The sequence below is a fragment of the Streptococcus sp. k-378 genome, from assembly GCF_013277505.1.
In the GTDB taxonomy this organism is placed as follows: domain Bacteria; phylum Bacillota; class Bacilli; order Lactobacillales; family Streptococcaceae; genus Streptococcus; species Streptococcus pseudopneumoniae.
Window position 1 is genome coordinate 1 of record NZ_VMNC01000034.1, and the last position, 6811, is coordinate 6811.

A 6811-nucleotide genomic window follows, 5' to 3' on the forward strand; every position below is an offset into this window, starting at 1 on the left:
AAAACAGTGTTTTGAGCAACCTGCGGTTAGCTTCCTAGTTTGCTCTTTGATTTTCATTGAGTATAATACAAAAATCCGATGAACTTCACCGGACTCTCTTATTTTGAATTTTTGCCTGCTTTACGCTTTTCAGCCATTTCGGCTGCCTTTCGAGGCAAGACAATTTCCGTTGTGTAAGCTGTCCCAAAGCGCAAGACACCTGCAATAGGGGCAAAGACAACTGCCAGATAGTTGTAGAAGAAATCGCCCTTAAAGGCATAAGCTAGCGCTCCAATGATGAAAAATAGAACAACTGCTTGAATCACTGCTAATAAAATTACTCGTTTCATGTGACCTCCTGACTCTATTATAGCATGAGAATCATCAAAAAGCCGACTAAATTATTCAAAGCGTGGAGAGAAATACTGTAGACCAGACCTTTTCTGCTAATATAAGCCAAGCCCAAGCTAAAACCAAGGCTAAAATAGACAAAAAATTGTTGCACATCACCTGGGAAATGAATCAAGGCAAACAAAACACTCGATACCAGAAGAAAAATCAGAGTTTGTTTACTATTGTCCTGCTTAGGAAAGAGGTAGCGTGCTAACATCCCTCTAAAGATAAGTTCTTCCGTCAAAGGAGCAAAAATAACGACCGCAAAGAATGAGAAAAGTGGTTGAGACAAGGTCAAGTCTATCGCTATTTGCTGATTTACTGAAGGATCATTTGGCAAGAAGAATTGAACGACCAGAGATAAGAACCAAACCAAGGCAGGAAGCCAAATAAATCGGTTGAAGCCACTCTTCTCAATACGAACAGGACCTTTCTGATACCATTTGTAAATGCCGTACACATAAACTCCAGCCAAGGCCACATAGAGCAAGGTCACAGCATAGGGTGAACCGCCTAAGGCAAGCGACGTAGTCGCGAGCACCTGAATGAAGCCATAGATGAATAAAAAGGATAGAATGGCTAGAAGAAACCAGCCAAGGTTTTTAAGTAGTTTCATAGATAACTCCTTTATTTGAAATAACGTTTTACCATAGGTAACTGCATCACATTGATATAAACATGGATGGCTCCTACAAGCAAGAAAGCTAGTAACTGAATCTCTCCTGTCAAGAAAGAAATGATAATAAGAAAAATATATAAGGCTGGTAAGACATATTGGTGTAATTGGAATAAAATTCGAAAACTCTGTTCCAAATTAGCCTGACGCTCCCCTTCATCATAAGAATTTATATAGTTCAAGACATCCTTTGGTGTAGCGAAAAATTCCAAATCAAACTGACGAACAATCGCAATGGTTTTAAAAAGAGATTTTTGAGCGACTAAGAATACCACAAAGAGTAAGAAAGAAAGGAAAAATGTTTGAGGGTTTGTATGCAATATAATCACCTCACTTAATGAAATAAAAATAGCCAATGGAATCGCTACACCTGTAATATTAAAAGCAATGGTTCCAAACTCAAGATTCCGATACATTTGCACATAATAGGTTTCATTCAGATCGTCATCCATTTCCTCTTGATACAAGGAATGAAATTTTCTGCTTTTCTTTAAGAAATTGAAAGTCAAAAACATACTAATGAAACCTATCAGTAAACAAATAGCTGATATCCATGGCATCAAGGCTTTTACATCTAAAATAATTTCGTGGGATTCGACACGTGCCTTAAACATCCCTACAAACATGCCCAAGAACCCCCCCAAGACAATAGACATCAAAAATAACAATCTACGTTTCTTTTTCATATTCATTCTCCTTTTTCACTTGCTAGATTTTTGGATTTCTTTTCAATCCATTCAGTTACTGGGATGAGAGCAAAGTAGACCCAAACAAATTGGTCGCTTTGATAGGGATTAAACCAGCTTAGGTCCATCCCAATCAGTAGAAATACGCTGACTAATAAAGCTATGACCACTACATAATAAATCACTTTATACTTGTTCATCACTCGTCCTCCTCCAAACGAAATACCGATTCGATTGTTTCGTTGAAAATTTGAGATATTTTCAGGGCAATGATAATGGATGGGGTGTACTCATCCCGTTCTAGTAGGCTAATGGTCTGTCTGGAAACCCCTGCCAGTTTGGCTAGGTCGGTTTGATTGAGACCATCGCGAGCTCGAAGCTCTTTTAGACGATTTTTTAGTTGCACGTTACACACCTACTCTCCGTCAAATTCAACGGTTTGGATATCTTCAATACGTTGCAACTTGAATTTTTCTTTTCCCGTATTATCAACACTACGTAGTTTGACCCATTCCTCATCAACATCCACAACTTCCCAGTTATCTGGCCCAATATACACTCCCGTCATAATTGGTTCCTTTCCAATCATTTCTTGTAATAATCTCGACATTTCTGCGTTTCCTTTCTCTTTTCGCTCAAGTCTTTTGATTTTCTTCTCTAGTTTCTTGATTTTTTTAGAATCATTAGAATAAAAGAAAATCAGAAATAGTATAAACCCTAGTACCCACATCATAGCTCCTTTCCTCTTTTCTCTTAACTTGCTTACATTGTAACACATCTTTTTCTTTTTGACAATCATATTTGTCAAAAAGTTTATGATTTTTGTCATTTTGCAAAAGAAAACGGTCAGGAGTAGGTTCCTGACCAGTTTATCTATCATTAAAATCCTAGTTTTTCAAAGATTTCTGAGAAGTTTTGACTGATTGCTTCAAGTGATACTTGCACTTCTTCTCGGGTTTGGTTGTTCTTGACCGTTACTTGTCTGCTTTCGACTTCACTCTCTCCTAGGGTGATGAGGGTCTTAGCTGCAAAAACATCGGCTGACTTGAACTGAGCTTTGAGTTTACGGTTGAGGTAATCACGCTCTGCTTTGAAACCTTGTTGGCGAAGGGCTTGCACCAATTCCAAAGCCTTGGCATTTGCTCCTTCACCCAAAACTGCGATATAGACATCTAGGGCGTTTTCGATAGGGAGAGTCACACCTTGCTTTTCAAGGATGAGAAGCAGGCGCTCTACACCAAGTCCAAAACCAAATCCAGCAGTTTCAGGGCCACCAAAGTAAGCAACCAAACCATCGTAGCGACCACCTGCACAGACTGTCAAGTCATTGCCCTCAATCTCAGTGATAAACTCGAAAATAGTGTGATTGTAGTAGTCCAGACCACGCACCATATTGGTATCGATGATGTAGTCTACACCAAGATTTTCCAACATCTGACGCACAGCATCAAAGTGTGCTTGGCTTTCTTCATCAAGGAAATCCAAGATAGACGGTGCATTCTCTACAGCTACCTTGTCTTCTTTTTCCTTAGAGTCCAAGACACGGAGAGGATTTTCCTCCAAGCGACGTTGGCTATCCTTAGACAAGGTCTCCTTGAGCGGTGTCAAATAGTCAATTAAGGCTTGACGGTAGGCCGCACGGCTCTCAGGATTTCCAAGAGTGTTAAGATGTAATTTGACACCTTGGATGCCGATTTCTTTCAAGAAATGGGCTGCCATCGCGATGGTTTCCACATCGGTAGCTGGATTGCTAGATCCAAAACACTCAACACCAATTTGATGGAACTGGCGCAAACGCCCTGCCTGTGGACGCTCATAACGGAACATAGGTCCCATGTAATAGAACTTGCTTGGCTTTTGCACTTCTGGGGCGAAGAGTTTATTTTCCACATAGGAACGGACAACGGGCGCAGTTCCTTCTGGACGGAGGGTGATATGACGGTCACCCTTGTCATAGAAATCGTACATTTCCTTAGTTACGATATCCGTTGTATCTCCGACAGAGCGACTGATAACCTCGTAATGCTCAAAAATAGGCGTGCGCACTTCTGCATAGTTATAGCGCTTGAAAATCTCACGGGCAAAGCCCTCAACGTACTGCCACTTAGCAGATTCAGCAGGTAAAATATCCTGCGTTCCTTTTGGTTTTTGTAATTTCATAGGGAATCCTCTTTAAACTTAATAGTCTTATTTTACCACAAATAAAGGGATTAAAACAGTAAGAAAAAAATTAGGATTTAGATATCATTTTTGAGATTAAGAATTGTCAAAAAAATAGCTAGCAAGGAAAGACCAACAAATAGCATCCAAGTCAACTGTATATTCCATACGGCTACTAGTGAAAAACAAGCTGTTCCCACAGGTATGGATAAGGTAAACAATAGACCTAAAAAATTACTAGTACGAGCTAGAACCTCTGGAGCTAGATTTTTCATGAGCATGGCACTAATCTTTGGTTGAACTTTACCAGACACATACAGGGTAAAGAAGAGAAATAGCAAACCAAGCACGACTTGATTGAATAAATTAGCCAAACCAACTAGACTAAGTCCTACGGTCGCCCACATCATCAATCTAGGCAAGGACTGCTTCCCAAAATAATCATTGCCCGTAAGGCTACTGATGATGATTGCTACTAAAACACAGAATTGATTGATAAATAGTGCCTCTGTATAAGAAAAATTCAAGAGAGAATGGCTCAAAAAGAAGATATTATAAATTCCACCCAAAGCGCCACCCAAGGAATTAATAAGCAAGACAGCAAAGAGCATAAAACCAAAGTTTTTCTGTCCACTTTTAAGAAAAACGAGACGTAAATTTCGGTAAATTGTTAGGAACTGGTCTTTGATAGAAAGCTTCTCATTTTTTAAGTTTTCACCATCAGCAGATGACATTGACAGGCTCAATTTGCTTTTTCCTAAAAAGAGGATAGTGGCTGATACTAGGAAAAAGCAGGCATTGATTCCCGCAACGAGAGAAAAATTGTTGACCGATAGAGCTAAGAGCCAGACTCCGAAAGCTTGACCACCAATAGCTGAAATATAGGTGATGAACTGTGAAAAAGAATAAGCCTCCATCAAATCATCTTCAGCTACTTTTTCCTTAATAAGAGGCATACGCAGGCCACCTGCAAAATCACTGATGATATCACTAATGACATTGATCAAACACAGGCTAGAAAAGGCAAATAAACTAGCTTGCTGAACAACTAGGGCTGCCAGAAAAAATAAAACCGCCTGAAACAAACCGCTATAGACCATCCATTTGACCTTGGCCCTCGTGTAATCTGCCCGAATCCCTGCAAAAACTGTAAAGAGAGTCGGAAGAAGCATGACAATATTCGCCATAGCAACAGCAAAAGATGCTTGTGACAAGGTCGATGCATAGACGATAAAGACCAGATTGAAAATCGAAGCACCAAAAGCATTGAAGAAGCGTGATAAAGTCAAAATTCTATAAGCTGGATTTCTAAACAATAGTTTCATAGATAATCTCCCTCCTTGTTCTAAGTTCTACATCAAGAATAGCTTTAGTATAGCACTTATGAATTTGCGAAACGATTCTTTTGAATATATGCAACAAATAAAATGAGAAAAAAGAAACGATAAAACTGCTTTACTGACCTGAGAGAGCCCAACAGTTCTATCGCTTCAAATTTCAAATAATTTTCTTAGTTTGCAGATATTCAAGAATCGATCGTTTTTCTATAGTATTCGGCAGATTTATTACAACCAAGCATCTCAAAAATACGGACAGCATCCTCCATCTTTTTCTGGCCTTCCTTGACTCTACCTTGCTTGCTATCAAGAAGACCTTCCGCCCACAAATAGACAATTCGGAAATAGGTTTCATTTTCATTGTAAAAATGCTCTTCGATAACACGTTTAAAATAAGAGGCATTGGTAAATTCTTCACACTCAATGCTGGCTAAAAAACCATTCAATAGTATAGTGTGAAACAGGTTTCGATTGCCAGACATTTCCATTAGAAAATCAGATTTGCGTACCATTTCTCGTACATATCTAGTAAAAAGAGAAACAGATAAAAAGGGAGAACTGACTGAAAATAAATTGAGTTCATAGATTCCCCAAATCTCGGTAGAAAACAAATAATCATGAAGGACTTTCCCTTCCTCTGCTGTTAACTCCACCCTTTCATCCATGCTCTTCATATAAGACTTGATCATAATGGCATTTAGAATATGTTTCTGTTTGTTTTGAGAATGGGCATGCTTTTGATACTCCCTGCGATACAAGTCCTCAAGCGGAGCTATGTTCTTTGGATCCAAGACATCTATGATTTCTTTTCTCAACTCAGAATCTGTATCGTACTGAAAACCTCTCGCCAGAAAGAGGATTTCCTCTACACTGGCAGATATATTTTCTAGGGCAAATAGAAACTTTTCCACCGAAAGTTCACTCTGACCTGTTTCAAAGCGAGATAACATAGACGGCGAAAATTGTCCTCCAGTTGCTTGTCTCAGCGAGATATTTCTTGACTCTCGTAATTGTCTAAAGACTTTTCCAATCTGCTCCATAGGCTTCCCCTTGATTCCGTATTTTCTTCATTTTATCATATTTTTCAGAAAATTCATCAAAAACTTGCCAAATTGTCAGAATTATGAGAAAATAGAGGATATTTATCACGTGGAGGGACTGCTATGAGAGACGATATCAAAATCAATGACCGCGCTTTGGCCTTGCAAAACCAAATTATCGAAAAACTAGAGAAGGTTTTTGATACAGATGTGGAATTGGATGTGTACAATCTAGGGCTGATCTATGAAATTAATCTAGACGAAACAGGCCTCTGTAAGATTGTCATGACCTTCACCGACACCGCCTGCGATTGCGCCGAAAGCCTGCCTATCGAAATCGTTGCAGGTCTGAAACAAATCGAAGGTATCGAAGATGTCAAGATTGAAGTTACCTGGTCGCCCGCTTGGAAAATCACACGAATCAGTCGCTACGGCCGTATTGCCCTTGGACTACCACCTCGTTAATACTCTTCAAAAATCTCTTCAAACCACGTCAGCTTAGCCTTATCGTATAGATGTTACTGACTTCGTCAGTTCTAT

The 6811-nt window shown here is 39.3% G+C and carries 10 protein-coding genes; 1 reads left to right on the forward strand and 9 read right to left on the reverse strand.

Going from position 1 to position 6811, the window contains the following annotated elements; translation table 11 throughout:
* Positions 1-98: 98 nt before the first annotated feature.
* From HT719_RS04005 to rgg, 9 genes are all read right to left on the reverse strand, one after another.
* Positions 99-329, reverse strand: coding sequence for a hypothetical protein (locus HT719_RS04005; RefSeq protein WP_119919430.1), 231 nt, complete (start codon positions 327-329; stop codon positions 99-101).
* Between the two features lie 17 nt (positions 330-346).
* A complete protein-coding gene (locus HT719_RS04010) occupies positions 347-988 on the reverse strand; it encodes a type II CAAX endopeptidase family protein (protein ID WP_100104301.1) in 642 nt (213 codons plus the stop codon).
* A gap of 11 nt (positions 989-999) precedes the next feature.
* Complete coding sequence (locus HT719_RS04015; RefSeq protein WP_000730279.1) at positions 1000-1734, reverse strand: DUF3169 family protein; 735 nt, start codon at positions 1732-1734, stop codon at positions 1000-1002.
* 2 nt (positions 1735-1736) lie between these two features.
* Entirely contained in the window at positions 1737-1934 is a 198-nt protein-coding gene (locus HT719_RS04020; RefSeq protein WP_001046145.1) for a hypothetical protein, read from the reverse strand.
* On the reverse strand, positions 1934-2140 hold the full coding sequence (locus tag HT719_RS04025; protein WP_172928327.1) for a helix-turn-helix transcriptional regulator: 207 nt from the start codon (positions 2138-2140) through the stop codon (positions 1934-1936). Before HT719_RS04025 ends, HT719_RS04020 begins: the two co-directional genes overlap by 1 nt.
* Positions 2141-2149: 9 nt before the next feature.
* Positions 2150-2614, reverse strand: a complete 465-nt coding sequence (locus HT719_RS04030) for a hypothetical protein (protein WP_345790023.1) — start codon at positions 2612-2614, stop codon at positions 2150-2152.
* The gene (hisS, locus tag HT719_RS04035) at positions 2614-3894 is read right to left on the reverse strand and encodes a histidine--tRNA ligase (RefSeq protein ID WP_172928329.1); all 1281 of its coding nucleotides are present in this window, start codon (positions 3892-3894) and stop codon (positions 2614-2616) included. Before hisS ends, HT719_RS04030 begins: the two co-directional genes overlap by 1 nt.
* Before the next feature lie 77 nt (positions 3895-3971).
* Positions 3972-5219, reverse strand: a complete 1248-nt coding sequence (locus tag HT719_RS04040) for a transporter (protein ID WP_000770614.1) — start codon at positions 5217-5219, stop codon at positions 3972-3974.
* A gap of 200 nt (positions 5220-5419) precedes the next feature.
* Positions 5420-6271, reverse strand: a complete 852-nt coding sequence (gene rgg / locus HT719_RS04045) for a quorum-sensing system transcriptional regulator Rgg (protein WP_172928331.1) — start codon at positions 6269-6271, stop codon at positions 5420-5422.
* A gap of 123 nt (positions 6272-6394) precedes the next feature.
* Here rgg and HT719_RS04050 point away from each other — a divergent pair, with 123 nt between their 5' ends.
* Positions 6395-6736 (forward strand): metal-sulfur cluster assembly factor, encoded by a 342-nt coding sequence (locus tag HT719_RS04050; protein WP_172928333.1) that lies wholly within the window; start codon positions 6395-6397, stop codon positions 6734-6736.
* Positions 6737-6811 lie beyond the last annotated feature (75 nt).